Here is a 263-nt window from a genome sequence, read left to right as displayed (position 1 = left end):
AAGCAGGGCAACAAGACGCAGCGCCTGATGATCGACTAAGCAGTTCCTGCCGGGCGGATGCCCTGTGCCGTGAGGCGCAGCGCCCGGTTCGCCCGCGCCGCGGCGGCCTGCGAATGGGTCACCAGCACCAATGCGGCGCCGTGCTCGCGGGTCTGGGCGATGAGCAGATCCATGACCAGCGCCGCCGTGGTGGGGTCCAGGTTGCCCGTCGGCTCATCGGCCAGCAGCAGAGCGGGGCGGTGCACCAGCGCGCGGGCAATGGC

Annotated in this window: 1 pseudogene; it reads right to left on the bottom strand. The window is 71.1% G+C overall.

Annotation, left to right across the window (positions count from 1 at the left end):
- Window positions 1-35: 35 nt before the first annotated feature.
- Window positions 36-263 (bottom strand): annotated as a pseudogene (locus tag MTCD1_RS19465) (lipoprotein-releasing system ATP-binding protein LolD); the annotation flags it as partial.

Origin of the sequence: Colwellia marinimaniae (genome assembly GCF_002207865.1) — a bacterium.
GTDB lineage: Bacteria > Pseudomonadota > Gammaproteobacteria > Enterobacterales > Alteromonadaceae > Colwellia > Colwellia marinimaniae.
Note: the sequence above shows the minus strand (reverse complement) of the source record. Positions and strands in the feature narration are given on the sequence as shown.